This window comes from Nonomuraea sp. 3N208, from assembly GCF_052245935.1.
Lineage (GTDB): Bacteria > Actinomycetota > Actinomycetes > Streptosporangiales > Streptosporangiaceae > Nonomuraea.
In genome coordinates this window covers 45,586-60,761 of sequence record NZ_JBQQBR010000027.1, presented here as the reverse complement: position 1 = coordinate 60,761, position 15,176 = coordinate 45,586, and the positions used below count along the sequence as shown (strand labels likewise).

Below are 15,176 nucleotides of genomic sequence, written 5' to 3'. Positions count from 1 at the left end.
CAGCCAACTTGAAGGTCATCGTTCGGCCAAGGATCGGTATAGAGCTTGATAAGTCTCCGCAACGCGGCTCCAGGTGCGCTTCGCGGCCACTTCTGTGCGACCCGCCTCGCCCATCTCGGCCCGCCTGGCAGGGTCCTCCCTGAGCCCGGCGATGGCCTTGGCGAGCGCCTCGGGATCGCCCGGCGGCACCAGCAGCCCGGCGCCGTCGGAGCCGACCAGCTCCGACAGGGCGGGCAGATCGCTGAGCACCACGGGCTTTCCGAGCGCCATCGCCTCGACCGGTTTCAATGGCGTAACAAGTCGGCACACCCGCAGGTCCTCGCGCGGGCAGGCGAAGACGTCGATGGCGTCCTGCGCCTGCAGCGCCTCCTCAGGACCGACCCGGCCGGGCAGGATCGCGTCGCGCAGGCCCAGCTCGCCGACGAGCTCGAGGAGGTTGTCGCGCTCGGCGCCGTCGCCGACGATGAGCACCCGCACCGGCGAGCCCTGGTCACGCAGCACCGCGGCGGCCCGCAGCAGGGTGGCGAACCCCTCGTAGGCCACGATGCTGGACACCGACCCGACGACGATCTCGTTGGGCTTGATGCCGTACGCGTCCCGGAACGAGGCGCCGTCGTAGTGGGCCGTCAGCAGCGAGTCGTCCACCGCGTTGGGCGCCAGGTGGATCTTCTCCCTGGGGACGCCACGTTCGACGATCTCGGCGGCCATGGTCTCGGCCAGGGTGACCACCGCGTCGGCCTCGCGCATGAGGAACGCCTCGCGCTCGCGCTGGAGCACGTGCCGCTCGCTGCCGACCCTGATCGGGTCGCGGGAGGCCCAGGTCTCCTCCAGGAAGCCGCGTACCTCGTAGACGAACGGCGTGCCTGTACGATCACGGACGGCGTGCGCGACGGAGCCGTTGCGATGGTCGGTGGCGGCGTGCAGCACCTGCGGCCGCAGCTGGGTGACGAGCGTGGTGACCGCGTCGGCGCCCCTGATCATGCGCCCGCGCATCTCGAAGGGCACCTCGCCGTGCCCGTCCGGCAGCAGCCGGTAATAGGGGATGCCGTCGAGCTCCTCGTACGGCGACGCGTCCGCGTGCCCCTGCATCATCGGCCAGCCCCAGCTGGTGACCACGTGCGGGTCGAGCCCCGCGGCCTTTTGCGAGGTGACGATGCGGTGGGTGCGGACGGTGTAGCCGGCCTGCGTGTACGGCAACGCGTTGGTGACCAGGTGCATGACCCGGCCCCGGACCCGCTCCAGTATGGCCACCTTGGGCCCGGGCGGGATCGGCTCAGGGCTGATGGCGGCCAGCTCGCCCCGGTAGTAGGCGGCCCTGCGCTTGACGAACGGGTATTTGGTGTGGGCCTCGAGCACGGCGGCGGCCTGGCTGACCCGGCCGGCGTCCCAGTGCTCCTTGGCCTCGTTCCACGGCCCCTTGATCACGCGCATGCCGAGCTTGCGAACCAGCCGCCTGGCCTGGCGCGCGGCGGGCCACGCCACGCTGCCCACGATGGGGCGCAGCCGGGGCGGGAGCGCGTCGGCGGCGGCCTGGGCCACGCGGACCGGGTCGGACTTGACCTTCGTCACGACGACGCGGGAAACGATGATGGGGTGCTGAACGAAGCCCTTGAGAAGTCCACCGACGCCGGCACGGGCGGACTTCGCGGAAACCTTAGAGGAGTCTTGACGACTGGCGTCGGATGCCACGCCGTGACCGTACCATAGGCAACGCTTTTTCCCTTCCGCTATGAAAGGCGAGGTCAATGAGGGAGAACCCCCTGGTCCTGCACGTTTTGGGTGCTCGTCCCAATTTCGTGAAAGCGGCCCCGGTGGTGCGGGCACTCGGTGAACTCGGCGTGCGGCAGGGCATCATCCACACTGGCCAGCACTACGACGCGCTGATGTCCGACGTCTTCTTCGCCGACCTCGGCCTGCCCGATCCGGTGGCGAACTTGGGGGTCGGCTCGGGCAGCCACGCCAAGCAGACCGCGGCCCTGCTCGTCGGCCTGGAGGAGGTCGTCCAGGAGCACGAACCCGACCTCGTCGTGGTGTACGGCGACGTCAACTCGACCCTGGCCGCGATCCTCGTCTGCGCCAAGCTGGGCGTGCGGACCGCGCACGTGGAGGCAGGGCTGCGCTCGTTCGACCGGGGCATGCCCGAGGAGGTCAACAGGGTCGTCACCGACGCACTGGCCGACCTGCTCTTCGCCACCTCCCCCGAGGCCCTGGCCTACCTGTCGGCCGAAGGCGTGCCGCCGTCCAAGGTGCACCTGGTCGGCAACCCCATGATCGACAGCTTGTTCTCGGCGTTGCCGACGCTGGACCCGGCGCCGGTGGCGGCACGGCTGGGCATACCGGCTCGCTATGCCGTCGCGACGTTGCACCGCCCCGCGAACGTGGACACGGCCGAAGCCGCCAAGGAACTGGTCGACGCCGTGCTTGAGGTGTCGCGGCAGGTCACGATCGTGGTTCCGGTGCACCCGCGCGGCAAGGCGCGGCTGGCCGCGGCCGGCCTGGTCGACGGAGAGACGATCAAGGTCGTCGATCCGCTCGGCTATGTGGACTTCCTCTCACTCGTCCGCGGCGCCGCGCTGGTGGTCACGGACTCCGGCGGCGTGCAGGAGGAGACGACCATGCTGGGCGTGCCCTGCCTGACGCTGCGGCCCAACACCGAGCGGCCGATCACGATCACGCACGGCACGAACCGCCTGGTCACGCCCGCTCTCCTGCCCGCGGCCGCGGAGAAGGCGCTGGCCGACGGCGCCGCCACGCCGGCCGGTGAGCTGCCGGTTCTCTGGGACGGCAAGGCCGGGGCGCGGATCGCCACGGTGATCGCCGCCTGGCTGAAGGGCGACAACCTGGCGCCTGCCTCCCAGGCCAAACGCCCCGAATAGCCTTCGCTTCCGACGTAACATGACATACCTCCTCCGCTAAGCGATAGGCGTACCACCATGGCCGAAACCCCCGAGCCCCCCGCATATCAACGACTCGGACCCGTCAACTGGCTGCCCGAGGAGCGCAAGCTCGTCGAGCGGTACGAGGCGGAGGTCCGGGAGCTGCGGCGGCGGCTGGAGATCGCCGAGGCAAAGGCCGCGTACGCGCAGTGGAAGCTTGAGGCGACGCAGGCGAAGCGGACGTTCAAGCTGGGTGAGGCCCTCGGCTCGAAGAGCCCAGGGAAGATCGTCGAGGCGGTCCGGTCGAAGGAGAAGGCGCCAAAGCCACCGATGCCGGTCACCGAGGCCGTCGAGATCGCCAACAACCGGCCGCCGCTGGCCGAGGTGCCGCCGGCGAAGTGGCCCAGCGGGCCGGTGAACCGGCCGGACCTGAAGGTCGCGGTGATCCTGGACGACTTCTCCAGGATGGCCTTCCGCTACGAGTGGGACCAGATCGAGTTCGGGCTCAAGGACTGGCCGGAGATCTTCGCGGAGAAGCGTCCCGACCTGCTGTTCTGCGAGTCGGCCTGGCACGGGAACCAGGGCCGCTGGCGCTACCAGATGACCGGCACCAACGCCCCCAAGGAGCCGCTGCGCGACCTGGTGGCCTGGTGCAGGCAAGAGGGCATTCCGACGGTCTTCTGGAACAAGGAGGACCCTCCGAACTTCGACTTCTTCATCGACACGGCCAAGTTGTTCGACTACGTGTTCACCTGCGACGGCGACATGCTCCCGAAATATCGGGAAGTCTTGGGGCACGACCGGGTTGATGTGCTGCAGTTCGCCGCCCAGCCGCGTGTGCACAACCCGATCCAGCAGAAGCAGGGCCGACTGCACGACGTGGTGTTCGCCGGGATGTACTTCCGCGACAAGCACCCCGAGCGCCGCGAGCAGATGGAGACCGTCCTCGACCCGGTCCGGGAGCTGGGCCTGCACATCTTCGCGCGCAACGGCGAGGTGGACGAGAAGTACGCCTGGCCGGAGAAGTATCGGCCGCACATCGTGGGCGAGCTGCCGTACGATCAGATGCTGGCCGCGTACCGGATGTACAAGGTCTTCCTCAACGTCAACTCGGTGCTGGACTCGCCGACCATGTGCGCTCGGCGGGTCTTCGAGCTGTCCGCCTGCGCCACCCCGGTGGTGTCGGGGTGGTCGCGGGCGATCGAGGAGACGTTCGGCGGCCTCATTCCCATCGCGCGGGAGCCGATCGAGTCGTACAACCAGGTCCTGCACCTGATCAACAGCCCCGAGCTGCGTGCCAGGATGGGGCACCTGGCGATGCGCGAGGTGTTCGACAAGCACCTGTTCTCCCACCGTGTGGACCAGATCCTGCAGGACCTCGGCCACCACGTGGAGCCCAGGACCCGCTCGATCTCGGTCGTGCTGCCCACCAACCGCGCCTCCCAGATCGAGCACGCGATCTCGTCGGTGGCCCGGCAGATCCACCGTCCGCTGCAGCTGATCATGGTGCTGCACGGCCTGGACATCGACCCGGTCGTGGTCGCCGACAAGGCCCGCATGGCGGGCATCACGGACGTCGTGGTCCTGCCCGCCGACGCCTCGCTGTCGCTCGGCGCCTGCATGAACCTGGGCATCGCGGCCGCCGAAGGCGACCTGATCGCCAAGATGGACGACGACAACCTGTACGGGGACCACTATCTGTCGGACCTGGTCAGGGCGTTCGACTACTCCGACGCGGAGCTGGTGGGCAAGGGCGCGCATTACGCGTACTTCGAGGGCAGCGACACCACGATGCTCCGGCTGCCCGGCCTGGAGCACCGCTACTCGTTCCTCGTCCAGGGCGGCACGTTCCTCGGTAAGGGGGACATGTTCCGCTCGTACGGGTTCGCGGACATCACCCGAGGCGAGGACACCGAGCTGGTGCGGCGGCTGAAGGCGGACTCCGTCAAGATCTACTCGGCGGACCGCTTCAACTTCGTCTACTGGCGCAGCGCCGACGCCTCGATGCACACCTGGCAGGCCGATCACATCAAGCTGACCCGCAACGCCCAGTTCTCCTTCGTCGGCCGCCCGGATGCCCACGTCCTGATCTGAGCCCCTGGGCGGCAAGACCCGGAGAAGTCAGGGTCGAGTTCAGGGACGGCTCGGGGGCAGGGCCGGATGTGCGTGACGGGGGCGCGGCGGGAGAGTTGCGGCATGACCGCAGCAAAGAGGCTCCTCCCGCTGATCGCCTGTGGATCGATCATGTTCGCCGTGGTCGCGGTGGTGGTCGGGCAGTTCGGCCCCGACCCCTACCTCGACCCCATGAACGTGACCGTAAGCGAGTACGCCGTGTCCGACCGCGGGGGCGTCACGGAGGTCGCGATGGCGGTCCTGGGGATCGGCTCGCTGGTGTTGCTGGCGGGCCTCAGGGTGGCGGGCGCGCCCGTCCGGGGGATGCCGGAGCGGTTGCTGATGGTGTGGTCGGGGGCGCTCGTGGTGGCCGCGGTCGTCCCGACCACGCCGATCGGCGTGGACCTCGACCTGGCGGCGCAGATCCATCGATACGTGTCCGTGGCGGCGTTCGTGAGCCTTCCGGCCGCCGGGGCGCTGCTGGTGCCCAGGCTGGCCGCCGACGCCGACTGGAAGCCCGTGGCGCGGGCCGTGGAGTGGGTGGCGCTGGCCGGGGGGTTCGGGCTGCTGGCGATCACGTACGTGGCCCTGCCGGGAGAGCGGGTGATGATCGGGCTCGTGGAGAGGTTACTGCTGGGCGCCGAGGTGGCGTTGCTCGCCGTGCTGGCGGTCTGGCTGGTGCGGCTCGCCTGGCGGCGGAGGACTTCTCCTCACCGGATCGAGGCCCTAAAAATCCCGACATATCACAGATTTATCGCTAGTCGATCTTAAAACCATGTGTTTCGATGCTATTCTCTCCGGCGATCTTCTATCCGGGAGCAGGTGTCATGGCATCGGGCAGATCCATCCGATTCAAGATCTCGACGCTGCTCGTCATCCCTTTGGTCTCCCTGGTCGCGCTCTGGGGCTTCGCCGCGAGCACCACGTCGGGAGAGGCGCTCGACCTGCTCAAGGTCGAGACGATCTGGACAGGCGTCATCAACCACACCGACGGCCTGACCGGCAACCTGCAGGCCGAGCGGCTGGCCTCGGCCGAGCGGATCGCGGGCGCCGTCACGGACCCGGACGCGCTGAGCAAGACGCGGGCCAAGGTCGACGCCAACAGGAAGCAGCTGACCGAGCAGGCGCTGTCCGAGGACACGCAGAACGCGCTCACTCAGGACATGAAGAACCAGCTCCAAGGCGTGTTCGCGGCGATCGACCGGCTTCCTGACATCAGGCGCAAGGTGGACGAGCGCAGCCTCACCCCCGGCGGTCTCGTGACGGAGTACGCGAAGATCTCCGACGAGATCCACCTGCTCTACTCCCGGCTGACGATGGGCACGGACGTCGAGCTCTCGCTGCAGGCGCAGGGCCTGATCGCCGCCGACGAGGTGCGCGAGCTGCTGAGCCGCGAGCACGCCCTGATCATCGCCGCGAACGGCCAGGCGAACATGCGCGACGTTCACATGCTGGCGGGGATCGACGGCACCCGCACCTACCTCTTCCCCAAAGCCCTGGCCAACCTCGACGCCGAGCTGCGGGCCCCGTTCGAGAAGATCTACTACTCCTCCAGGTACGTCACCATGGAGAACCTGGTGGAGAGCTACGTCGCCGGCCAGTCGCTGGACATCGAGCTCTGGCGGGGCGTCGCCGACCAGGTGCAGAAGGAGTACCAAGAGGCCATCTGGCGCACCGGCGACAAGCTGCTGGCCAGGATGGAGCCCGCCGGCATCGCCATCGTGGTACAGGCCGCCATCGCGGGCGCGGTCGGGCTGATCGCGGTCGCCTTCTCCGTCTTCATCTCGATCCGGGTCGGCCGCAGGATCACCCGTGAACTGGCGACGCTCCGCCGTACCGCTCTCGACCTGGCCGAGATCAGGCTGCCCGACGTCGTGGCCAAGCTACGCAAGGGCGAGAGCGTCGACATCGAGGCCGAGGCGCCGCCCATCAGGGTGGGCCGCAACGCCACCAGTGAGGTCAGCGACCTGGCGGCGGCGTTCGACAGCGTGCAGAGCACGGCCGTGGACGCGGCCGTCGAGCAGGCCAGGATGCGGGAGGGCCTGTCCGAGGCGCTGCGGAACCTGGCGCGGCGCAGCCAGTCGCTGCTGCAGCGCCAGCTCAAGCTGCTCGACGAGATGCAGCGCCAGACGGAGGAGCCGGAGGCCCTGGAGCGGCTGTTCAAGCTCGACCACCTGACCACCCGCATGCGCCGCCACGCCGAGGGCCTGGTGCTGCTCTCCGGCGGCTCCGCGGGCCGCAGGTGGCGCGGCATCATCCCGATCGAGGACGTGCTCAGCGGGGCGGCGGCCCAGGTGGAGGAGTACACCCGGGTCCGCGTCTACCCGATGACCGAGTGCGGCGTCTCCGGCGCGGCGGTGGCCGACCTCATGCACCTGTTCGCCGAGCTGATCGAGAACGCCGCCGCCTTCTCCTCGCCCAGCAACGAGGTCTCGGTGCGCGGGGAGATGGTCGGCAGGGGCTTCGCCGTCGAGATCGAGGACCGTGGCCTCGGCATGGACGAGGCCACCCGAAGGATCATCAACGAGCGCCTGGCCAGCCCGCCGGAGTTCGACGCCGCGCAGACCGAGCGGCTCGGGTTCGCGGTGGTCGGCATGCTCGCGGCCCGGCACGGCATCAGGGTGACGCTAAAACCCTCGCCGTACGGCGGCACGACCGCGATCGTGCTCGTCCCGGGATCGCTGGTCGAGCCCATGGCGACCCCGGTGCAGCCGCTGGAGTTCGAGTCCATCTCCGTGTCGGTGGTCCGGCCGGAGACCACGGGGCCAGGCGACTTGCCGCGCCGGGTCCGTACCGCCAAGCGTGGCGCGGGACCCGCGCTGCCGCAGCAGGCGCCGCCCGCGGAGCTCGCGGAACTGGCGGAGCCGGAGCTGGAACTGCCGCGGGGCGCGAGCTCCGGCGGGCCCACGACCCTGCCGGGTGCCGACGTGCCGATGAGCCTGCCGGAGCTCGCGCAACGGAACCGGCCGACCGGCCTTCCGCAGCGCGACCGGACCAACGGTCTCCCGCCCCGTGAAGGGCCCAATGGTCTCCCGCCCCGTGAAGGGCCCAATGGTCTCCCGCCCCGTGAAGGGCCCAATGGTCTCCCGCCCCGTGAAGGGCCCAATGGTCTCCCGCCCCGTGAAGGGCCCAATGGTCTGCCGCCGCGTGAAGGGCCCAGCGGGCCCCCCGCCGAACGGCAGACGAGCCTGCCCCGCCGCCGGCGGCAGACCAACCTGCCTCAGGGGCTCCAGGAGGAGCCGACCCCCATCCCGCCCGCCGAGGAGCGTTCGCCCGAGGAGGCCAGAGCGTTGCTCTCCTCGCTCCAGTCCGGCTGGCAGCGCGGGCGGCAGGACAGCGACCAGGACGGGGGATCTCAGCCGTGAGCCGCGAGCACGAGTGGGTCGACGAGGAGGCGGGCCCCGTCGTACGGCCGTACGCGGTCGCGCGCGGGCGCACCAGGCCCGCGTCCTCCGCGCTCGACCTGCTGGCGACCGTCGTCTCGACCGGGTTGCCCGCCCCGTCCCACGCCGAGCTAAGCGCACAGCATCGAAGGGTGGTCAGCTGCCTGTCCGGCCAGGGCAGGCCCGTCGCCGAGCTCGCCTCGGAGGTGGGCCTGCCGGTCGGCGTGCTGCGGGTGCTGCTGGGGGACCTGCTGGAGCACGGCCTGATCTCAGTGCGCCCGCAGGGCGAGCAGGCGTCCACGCCGACCGAGAGCCTGCTCCGTGAGGTGATCAGCGGTCTCCGAGCGCTCTGACGGCGCTCGGTAGGCCTCAGTTCGCCGAGGTCAGCGTGCGCAGGGAGTGCTCGACCAGGGTGATCATGACTTCCTTGGCCGACGTGCGCCGCCGCACGTCGCACAGCATCACCGGCACGTCGTCGTCCAGGTCGAGCGCGATGCGCACGTCGTCCACGCTGTGCCGATCCGCCCCGTCGAAGCAGTTGACGGCCACCACGAACGGCGTGCCACGCTGCTCGAAGTAGTCGACGGATGGGAAACAGTCGGTCAGCCGCCGGGTGTCGGCGATCACGACCGCGCCCAGCGCTCCGTAGGACAGCTCGTCCCACATGAACCAGAACCGCTCCTGCCCGGGCGTGCCGAACAGGTACACCACCAGCCCTTCGCGGATCGTGATGCGCCCGAAGTCCATCGCCACGGTCGTGGTGGTCTTGGCTTCCACGCCGTCGAGGTCGTCCACACCGATCCCGCGGTCGGAGAGCACCTCCTCCGTGCGCAGCGGTTTGATCTCGCTGATCGATCCGACCAGGGTGGTCTTGCCGACGCCGAACCCGCCGGCAATGAGGATCTTCAGCGCGACAGGGTCCTCAGAGAGCACGGAGTCCATTGATCACTTCCTTGAGAATGCGCTCATTCGACCGCGTCCCTCCGGCCGAGGGCGACGACACCGAGATGAGGCCGTGGTCACGCATGTCGCCGAGCAGGACTCGGACGACGCCGACAGGCAGGTCGAGCTCGACGGCCAGGTCGGCCACCGAGATGGGACTGCGAGCAGCCCGCAGGATCAGTTGCTGCTCGGGACCGAGCTCACCCGGCGAGTCGCCGATGGCGCGCACGGTCGCGACGAGGTCGAACGTGTCCCCGGAGGAACGCGTGCGACCGCGGATGAGGGCATAGGGCCGGACGACGGGCCCGGCCTCCTCATCGAACCACTGCGGGCCGTCGCTCATGACGCTCCAGCGCGCGGGTTCGTGGTGATGTGCTGGCCCACCCGCTTCACCAGCATCGCCATCTCGTAGGCGATGTGGCCGACATCGACGTTCGCATCGGCGATCACGGCCAGGCAGGTGCCCTGTCCCGCCGCCGTGACGAACAGGAACGCCGACTCCATCTCCACAATGGTCTGGCGCACGTCGCCGCCGCCGAAATGGCGTCCGGTGCCGCGGGCCAGGCTCTGGAAACCGGCCGCCACGGCCGACAAGTGCTCGGCGTCCTCCCGGATCAGCCCGTTGGAGTAGCCGATCGCCAGGCCGTCGGTCGACAGGATGACCGCCTGGCGCACCGCGCCGACCCTGGTGGTCAGGTCGTCAAGCAGCCAGTTCAGCTCACCGGTGTTGGTGGTCGGCACACTCATGCATCCCCCTTAGTCATGGCCCCTCCTCAGAGGCTTCTTCTCGGGCGCGTTGGGTTCCCCGCTGGAACGCTGAGAACAAGTCGCGTACCTCGTCGGGAGAGCGTTCGGCCGACTGCTCGGGCTTGGGCTCCTCGGACGGCCGGTTTTCCTTGAGCCGCGGCGACAGGCCGGCCTGGCGCACCCGCCTGGGCAGCCCGGCGTGGGTGCCCGAGGTGACCACCGCGAGCGCCTTCTTCCTGGTACGGCTCGGCAGCGCGGCCATCTCCTCCCCGCTGTCGCCGGCCGTCAGCGCCGTCTGCTCGGTCACCAGGTCGCGCGGCACGAGCACGATGGCGCTCGTGCCGCCGAAGGGCGAGCGCCGCAGCAGCACCTTGATCCCGTGCCGCTCGGCCAGCTTGGCCACCACGAACAGGCCGAGCCGGTCGCTGTCGGCCAGATCGAACTCCGGCGGGTTGGCCAGCAGCGCGTTGAACGCGGCGTACTCGGTGACCGGCAGGCCTGGGCCCTTGTCCTCGATCTCGATGGCGTAGCCGTTGCTCACCTGGTCGCCGCGCACCTGGACCTGGGTGTCCGGCGGTGAATAGATGGTGGCGTTCTCGACCAGCTCGGCGACGAGGTGCGTGAGGTCGGCCGCGGAGCCCCCGTCGAACGCGCTGACCGGCATCGTCTCGACGGTCACCCTGGTGTAGTCCTCGACCTCGGCGACCGCGGCCCGGACGATGTCGATCACGGGCACGGGCTTGCGCCACGCCCGCCCGGGCGCGGAGCCCGACAGGACCATCAGGCTCTCGGCGTGCCGCCGCATGCGCGTGGTGAGGTGGTCCAGCCGGAAGAGCTCCTCCAGCCGGTCGGGATCGTGCGTACGCCGCTGCATGCCGTCGAGCAGCGCCAGCTGGCGATGCAGCAGCCCCTGCTTGCGCCGGGCGAGATTGAGGAAGACCTGGCCGACCCCGCGCCGCAGCGCGGCCTGGCCGACCGCCGCGGTCACGGCGGTGCGCTGCACGGAACCGAAGGCCCTGGCCACGTCGGTGATCTCTGCCGAACCGCTCACCTTGATCGCCTTGGCCTCCTCCCGCACGTCGACGTCCTCACCCTTGCGCAACCGCTCCACGATGTCGGGCAGCCGCTGCTCCGACAGCTCGACCGCGGCCGCGCGCAGCCCGCCGAGCTCTCCGGCCAGGCGACGACCGAAGCGTACAGAGATGATGATCGACGCGAGCACCGCGATCAAGCCGACGCCGCCCGCGAACGCGATCTCGGCGACCGTGGCCGTGGCGGCCTCGGACGTGCGCGCGGCCAGCACCTCGGATGCGGCCAGGCCGTGTTTGTCCAGCTGAGCGGTGAGGGTGCTGATCGTCTCCGTCCAGGCGGCGGCGTCGGGCGGCGGCGTGCCGGTCCTGACGACCCTGGCCTCCATGGTGAGGAAGCTCCGGAACGGCTCGGAGGCGAAGATCTGCTCGTACGGCCTGCGCAACGTCACCTCGAGGCCCGCCAGCCCGCGCGCGTGCAGGAACTTCCTGGACGCGGCGTACTCGGTGAACGCCGCGGTCTCGGGCTCGGTGAGCCGCTTGTCGGCCAGGGCCCCGATGGCCAGCGCGTGCTCCCTGGCGATCTGCTCCCTGGCCATGCCCATGGCCTGCAGCGAGGATGCCTGCTGGAGTATGGCCAGGTCGGAGACGGTGACCAGGTGGTCGTAGAGCGTGAAGATCGAGTCGAGGATGCGGTTGTACTCGTTCAGCCCGGACAGGCGGGAACTGAGGCCGTTGTCGATGTCGGCCCTGATCGAGCCGAGCCGGTCGAGCCCGCCCATCAGCGTGCCCAGCGGGCGGCGCAGGTTGTCGATCGCGTCGCCGGCCTCCGTGACGGCCTGACGGAACTCGCCGACGGACCGGTCGGTGCGGGCGCGCTGGCCGCCGAGTGCCTCGGTGAGCTCACGCGTGGTGAGCGCCTCGGCGGAGCGCACTCGCTCGCCCTGAAGTTGTAAGCCCAAGTCGGTGGAGGTGACGCCGATGGTCCGGTACAGCGTGCCGGCCCGGATCAGTGACTGGGCGTCGCCCATGGTGAGGTTGAGGACGAAACCCCAGAGCGCGCTCAGAGACAGGAGGGGTAGCAGCAGTAACAAGAAGATCTTGAACCGAATTGACCGGTTTCGCGAGCCCATGTCCCAACCTCGAGTCGGGGGCATTTCCACACCTTGTGTAAATACACCTCCGGAAGATCGCACAGGAGACTAGCACCGTTTATGCTTCCGGCGCAGTGGGAGGAAGACGTTCATTACCGTGATTATTGGGACAAGATCTCTCGATGGTGCTTGCCCGATCGTACGATCGTCCACAGCCACACCAGCGCGACCAGCGAGATCGTGATGAGCCCCACCCAGTTCACCAGTGTGAAGATGTGCACCTGCCACGCGCTCACCCGCGGCACCCGGCCGATCCGCAGCAGCTCGAACTGCCACGGCCGGCCGGTCAGCACCAGCATGATCGCGATGGCGATGGCGGTCATCGAGTCCCACAACGCGTGCAGCAGCGAGACGCCGAGGTAGGTCAGCACCACGGGAACCGTGATCCGGCCGCGGGCGGCGAAGAGCACACCGCCGGCGATGGCCGTCCACAGGCCGTGCCCGACGGGCGTCAGGATGCCGCGCAGCACCTCGGTCTCGACCAGCTGGGCCAGCGACAGGCCCTCGGAGGTGAAGAGGGCGTTGAAGGCGTACCCGGCGCTCTCGAAGGCGGCGAAGCCGAAGCCGACGGTCGCGCCGAGTATGACGCCGTCCATGGTCGCACGCGTCTTCATGAGCCGGGTGACGAACATGAGCGCGGCCAGCTTCACGCCCTCCTCGATGAGGCCGACCAGCACGTACATGATGACCGACGGCCGGATGAGCCAGCTCTCCAGCAGCGAGGCGCCGAGCACACCGAGCACGCCGCCCACGACGAACGCCTTGAACATCAGCTCGACCGTGACCCGCGGGGATCGGCCGCGCCCGTACGCCCACACCACGAACGTCACCGGCACCAGGAAGCTGCCGAACAGCACCGCGGTCGGGACGAGGTTGGAGTTCTTCGTCCAGGCCGTCACGACGACGGTGGCCGCCCAGAGCGTGAGCCCGACCAGGAAGATCCGCAGCCACAGAGCTCGGAGCGTCATCGGGCCAGCTCTTCCACCGCGCGGAAAGCGGCCGTGACCGCGGCATCGGCGCGGGCGGCGGGCGCCGAGTCCGAGCCCGCGATCGCGATCCTGCCGAAGCGCCTGCGCGCCGTGTCCGCGGGGAACGGCCCGTCGGGATAGAACGTGTGCCACGGCCGGCAGTATTCGGGCGCGTTCCCGTGCCCCCACCGGTTGATCGTGATCGCCTCGATGTCCCCGGCCGGGTCGAAGCCGCCGGGCCCCAGCAGCCGGGCGAGCTGGTCCCGGATCGTGTGCTCCAGATGCTCGTACGGCGTCTTGATGAGCTCACGCCGGCCCGCCACGGAGCCCGCCTCCGGACCCAGCTCCGACCGGCACGGCGTGGCCAGCAGGTGCACCGCGGCCGGCCCACCCGGGCGGCGGGGCGGCTCCGGCTCGGTCAGCGACCAGTACGCGCCGGTCCAGCGCACCCGGCGCACGCCGGCCCGCCGCCATGCGTCCCAGTCGCGCACCCGTACCGTGGCGTGCAGCAGCGGCACCCGGACGGCCGCGCTCAGCGCCTGCCGCTGCTCGGTGGGCAACTCCGGCACCAGGTACGGGATGACCGCGTTCCAGCAGGCCAGGATCACCGCCCCGGCCGTGACGGTCATGACCTGGTGGCCGTCGAAGTAGCCCACGGTCGCCGACGTGGCGCCGTCGCGTACTGACACGACAGGGCTGGACAGCCGGAAGCGCACTCGGTTGCCGGGCCGCTCGAGCGTCCGTTGCACCATCGTCCGCACCAGGGCGTGATTCCCCTCGGGAAAGAGGTAAACGTCCGGATCCCCCATTCCCCACTGCTTCTTCACGGTGGGGGAGTTGAACCGCGACGGCTTGTTCGCGTCGAGCCCCAGGCCCGCGAACCCCGGATATCCGGTGCCCCAGGCGTCGATCGCACCGAGCGCCCGCGTGTCGTACCCCCATTCCTGGCACGACATGCTGCGGCAGAACCGCTCCACGTCCGGGTGCACACCGCAGACCTCCAGCAGGAAGGCCGAATACGTCAGCTCCGCCAACCGCTCCTGCTTGCCCTCTGCCGACAGCCCGGGAAACCAGTCGGGCGGCTCCCGGTGCAGCATGCGCAGGTCTTCCCTGGCCCGCCCGTCGATCGGCAGCCTGGCCACCCAGTCGGACGCCAGCCTGACCAGCGTGTCCGCGCCGAAGGTCTCCGCATCGCACATCACGCCGTCGGCCAGGCCGGGGTCGCCGTGCGCCGGGCCGCTCTGCCGGTGGAAGACCGCGCGCCGCGCCTGCCCGCCGATCTCGTCGTGGTTGTCGAGGACGAGCACGGCTGCGCCGGGATCCCGGCGCAGCCACTCGCAGGCCGCGCTCACCCCGCTGAGCCCGCCGCCGACCACCACGAGGTCGTAGCTCTCGCCGGTGGGCTCGGGCGGATCCGCGTACTGCCAGAAGCGACCGTCCCGCAGCGCGTGGGGCACGCTGAGCGCCTCCGCCGCGCCGCCGCGGAATCCACTCGGCGCCGGCGGAGCCGCGCTCTCCTGGGCTTTCCCAGCTTTCCCCGCGGACACAAACGCACTAACCGCGATGCCGTCGAAGAAGTCGCGGCGAGAAATAGGCTGGTTCATCCCGAGGTCGCGCGGACTCAAGCTCATGGCGCGATCATCAGCAGTCCGGCCAAATGCGACGCAGAGACGCGCAGCGTCTCGAGAAACATTTTGCGCGGCCTATTACCGCGAATGCCGGTTTGGAGTACCGTCCGGAATATCACTAACGGGGGGAGTCCGGTGGTCGGCAAGCAGGGCAGGGTCACAGGAAAGATCGGCCCTGGACTCGTCGGCGAGGTCATGATCTCGATCAGGGGCGGTGTCGAGGCCTTCTACGCCCATCCGAGCGTGACCGACGAGGAGATCCCCGTCGGGGCCATCGTCATCGTCGTGGACTACTTTCCCCCGCGCACGGTCTACGTGGCCAAAGCACTCATCTAGGG

13 protein-coding genes are annotated in these 15,176 nt (G+C 69.6%); 6 read left to right on the top strand and 7 right to left on the bottom strand.

Translation table 11 applies throughout. From position 1 onward, the window contains the following. Nucleotides 1–15 precede the first annotated feature (15 nt). Entirely contained in the window at nucleotides 16–1,569 is a 1,554-nt protein-coding gene (locus ACTWPT_RS35570) for a glycosyltransferase family 4 protein (protein WP_443181900.1), read from the bottom strand. A gap of 176 nt (nucleotides 1,570–1,745) precedes the next feature. Between ACTWPT_RS35570 and wecB the strand changes: the two genes are divergently transcribed. The 5 genes from wecB (at nucleotide 1,746) to ACTWPT_RS35545 (ending at nucleotide 8,724) form a co-directional block, all read left to right on the top strand. Then, nucleotides 1,746–2,876: a non-hydrolyzing UDP-N-acetylglucosamine 2-epimerase gene (gene wecB, locus ACTWPT_RS35565; protein WP_443181899.1), complete on the top strand. Its 1,131-nt coding sequence runs from the start codon at nucleotides 1,746–1,748 to the stop codon at nucleotides 2,874–2,876. A 57-nt stretch (nucleotides 2,877–2,933) separates the two neighbouring features. Then, the gene (locus tag ACTWPT_RS35560; protein WP_443181898.1) at nucleotides 2,934–4,970 is read left to right on the top strand and encodes a glycosyltransferase family protein; all 2,037 of its coding nucleotides are present in this window, start codon (nucleotides 2,934–2,936) and stop codon (nucleotides 4,968–4,970) included. Nucleotides 4,971–5,072: 102 nt separating this feature from the next. Beyond that, the gene (locus tag ACTWPT_RS35555; RefSeq protein ID WP_443181897.1) at nucleotides 5,073–5,759 is read left to right on the top strand and encodes a DUF998 domain-containing protein; all 687 of its coding nucleotides are present in this window, start codon (nucleotides 5,073–5,075) and stop codon (nucleotides 5,757–5,759) included. 56 nt (nucleotides 5,760–5,815) lie between these two features. Further along, a complete protein-coding gene (locus ACTWPT_RS35550) occupies nucleotides 5,816–8,353 on the top strand; it encodes a nitrate- and nitrite sensing domain-containing protein (RefSeq protein WP_443181896.1) in 2,538 nt (845 codons plus the stop codon). Beyond that, the gene (locus tag ACTWPT_RS35545) at nucleotides 8,350–8,724 is read left to right on the top strand and encodes a DUF742 domain-containing protein (RefSeq protein ID WP_443181895.1); all 375 of its coding nucleotides are present in this window, start codon (nucleotides 8,350–8,352) and stop codon (nucleotides 8,722–8,724) included. The genes ACTWPT_RS35550 and ACTWPT_RS35545 overlap by 4 nt, the downstream gene beginning before the upstream one ends. Nucleotides 8,725–8,740: 16 nt before the next feature. Here the strand turns inward: ACTWPT_RS35545 and ACTWPT_RS35540 are convergent, their stop codons facing one another. From ACTWPT_RS35540 to ACTWPT_RS35515, 6 genes are all read right to left on the bottom strand, one after another. After that, a complete protein-coding gene (locus ACTWPT_RS35540) occupies nucleotides 8,741–9,313 on the bottom strand; it encodes a GTP-binding protein (RefSeq protein ID WP_148438261.1) in 573 nt (190 codons plus the stop codon). Next, a complete protein-coding gene (locus tag ACTWPT_RS35535) occupies nucleotides 9,294–9,656 on the bottom strand; it encodes a DUF742 domain-containing protein (protein WP_443181894.1) in 363 nt (120 codons plus the stop codon). The genes ACTWPT_RS35540 and ACTWPT_RS35535 overlap by 20 nt, the downstream gene beginning before the upstream one ends. Next, nucleotides 9,653–10,060 (bottom strand): roadblock/LC7 domain-containing protein, encoded by a 408-nt coding sequence (locus tag ACTWPT_RS35530; RefSeq protein ID WP_443181893.1) that lies wholly within the window; start codon nucleotides 10,058–10,060, stop codon nucleotides 9,653–9,655. Before ACTWPT_RS35530 ends, ACTWPT_RS35535 begins: the two co-directional genes overlap by 4 nt. Nucleotides 10,061–10,073: 13 nt before the next feature. Continuing rightward, nucleotides 10,074–12,221: a sensor histidine kinase gene (locus tag ACTWPT_RS35525; RefSeq protein WP_443181892.1), complete on the bottom strand. Its 2,148-nt coding sequence runs from the start codon at nucleotides 12,219–12,221 to the stop codon at nucleotides 10,074–10,076. Between the two features lie 122 nt (nucleotides 12,222–12,343). Continuing rightward, nucleotides 12,344–13,210 carry a PrsW family intramembrane metalloprotease gene (locus ACTWPT_RS35520; protein WP_443181891.1) on the bottom strand — a complete coding sequence of 289 codons (867 nt, stop codon included), beginning with the start codon at nucleotides 13,208–13,210 and terminating at the stop codon, nucleotides 12,344–12,346. Continuing rightward, the gene (locus tag ACTWPT_RS35515; RefSeq protein ID WP_443181890.1) at nucleotides 13,207–14,841 is read right to left on the bottom strand and encodes an FAD-dependent oxidoreductase; all 1,635 of its coding nucleotides are present in this window, start codon (nucleotides 14,839–14,841) and stop codon (nucleotides 13,207–13,209) included. The genes ACTWPT_RS35520 and ACTWPT_RS35515 overlap by 4 nt, the downstream gene beginning before the upstream one ends. A gap of 132 nt (nucleotides 14,842–14,973) precedes the next feature. On the opposite strand from ACTWPT_RS35515, the gene ACTWPT_RS35510 reads away from it, so the two are divergent. After that, on the top strand, nucleotides 14,974–15,174 hold the full coding sequence (locus tag ACTWPT_RS35510; protein ID WP_443181889.1) for a hypothetical protein: 201 nt from the start codon (nucleotides 14,974–14,976) through the stop codon (nucleotides 15,172–15,174). The last annotated feature ends 2 nt before the right edge of the window (nucleotides 15,175–15,176 follow it).

What these genes read in the sequence shown, in the direction of transcription:
- wecB (WP_443181899.1), top strand. Translation starts at nt 1,746, where the DNA reads ATGAGGGAGAACCCCCTGGTCCTGCACGTTTTGGGTGCTCGTCCCAAT.
- ACTWPT_RS35560 (WP_443181898.1), top strand. Translation starts at nt 2,934, where the DNA reads ATGGCCGAAACCCCCGAGCCCCCCGCATATCAACGACTCGGACCCGTC.
- ACTWPT_RS35555 (WP_443181897.1), top strand. Translation starts at nt 5,073, where the DNA reads ATGACCGCAGCAAAGAGGCTCCTCCCGCTGATCGCCTGTGGATCGATC.
- ACTWPT_RS35550 (WP_443181896.1), top strand. Translation starts at nt 5,816, where the DNA reads ATGGCATCGGGCAGATCCATCCGATTCAAGATCTCGACGCTGCTCGTC.
- ACTWPT_RS35540 (WP_148438261.1), bottom strand. Translation starts at nt 9,313, where the DNA reads ATGGACTCCGTGCTCTCTGAGGACCCTGTCGCGCTGAAGATCCTCATT.
- ACTWPT_RS35535 (WP_443181894.1), bottom strand. Translation starts at nt 9,656, where the DNA reads ATGAGCGACGGCCCGCAGTGGTTCGATGAGGAGGCCGGGCCCGTCGTC.
- ACTWPT_RS35530 (WP_443181893.1), bottom strand. Translation starts at nt 10,060, where the DNA reads ATGAGTGTGCCGACCACCAACACCGGTGAGCTGAACTGGCTGCTTGAC.
- ACTWPT_RS35525 (WP_443181892.1), bottom strand. Translation starts at nt 12,221, where the DNA reads ATGGGCTCGCGAAACCGGTCAATTCGGTTCAAGATCTTCTTGTTACTG.
- ACTWPT_RS35520 (WP_443181891.1), bottom strand. Translation starts at nt 13,210, where the DNA reads ATGACGCTCCGAGCTCTGTGGCTGCGGATCTTCCTGGTCGGGCTCACG.
- ACTWPT_RS35515 (WP_443181890.1), bottom strand. Translation starts at nt 14,841, where the DNA reads ATGAGCTTGAGTCCGCGCGACCTCGGGATGAACCAGCCTATTTCTCGC.